The 704-nt window shown below is 58.8% G+C and carries 1 protein-coding gene; it reads right to left on the bottom strand.

What is annotated here, in order from left to right:
• Window positions 1-243 precede the first annotated feature (243 nt).
• Window positions 244-704, bottom strand: a 461-nt coding sequence (locus BQ17_RS11880) for a Uma2 family endonuclease (protein ID WP_141699249.1), incomplete at its 5' end; no start/stop codon positions are given.

The raw sequence follows: 704 nt of genomic DNA, 5'->3' as shown, positions 1-704 counted from the left end.
CGCATGATGCGCTCGACGCGGTGCAGGAAGGCGTGAGGGACGGACTGAACAGCGTGTACGATGCCGATCTCAAAGGCTACGTTGATGGCGTGTGCCGCGTGGCGGATCGGCGACGGAGCGGTGCTCAAGCTGATGCGTCAGAGGCTACGGGCACCACTCATGGAAGAACCGAACAGACTGGCCGCTGACGCCACCGTTTTTGCGACACCCTCTGAATAGGTGAGGCAGGAACATTACCCGAAGTTACACGATAACCGGCCGCCAAGATTCCCAAAGGGCTCCCAAATCGAAGCTCACAGCCTCGAACGGTGGTATGGCAACCTGATCGGCATCGGCAAAACGACCGGTCTCGATCCAGGTGCCGGCATCGAGTCGATAGGTCTCCAGAGTGCACTTAGCCGGATCGATCAGCCATATGTACTGCACCTCATAGTAGGCATACAGCGGCATCTTGATCTCACGATCCCTACTCGCCGTGGACGGAGACCGAATCTCACATACCCAATCGGGAACCACCTCGAAGCGCTGATCCTTCGGCAGACGAGGCATCCGCTCACGTCGCCAACCGGCCAGATCCGGTACTGCCACCTCTACATTCCGCACGAAGTGCACTTCCGGCTCGACAAGAATCCACCAGCCGCCGGGTCCTCCATCACCAATCTGGAAAGGATTGAGTAATTTGGCACCCAGCACGGAGCCGGCGT

The organism is Candidatus Thiosymbion oneisti (genome assembly GCF_900092655.1).
Classification (GTDB): Bacteria; Pseudomonadota; Gammaproteobacteria; order Chromatiales; family Chromatiaceae; genus Thiosymbion; species Thiosymbion oneisti.
Note: the sequence above shows the minus strand (reverse complement) of the source record. Positions and strands in the feature narration are given on the sequence as shown.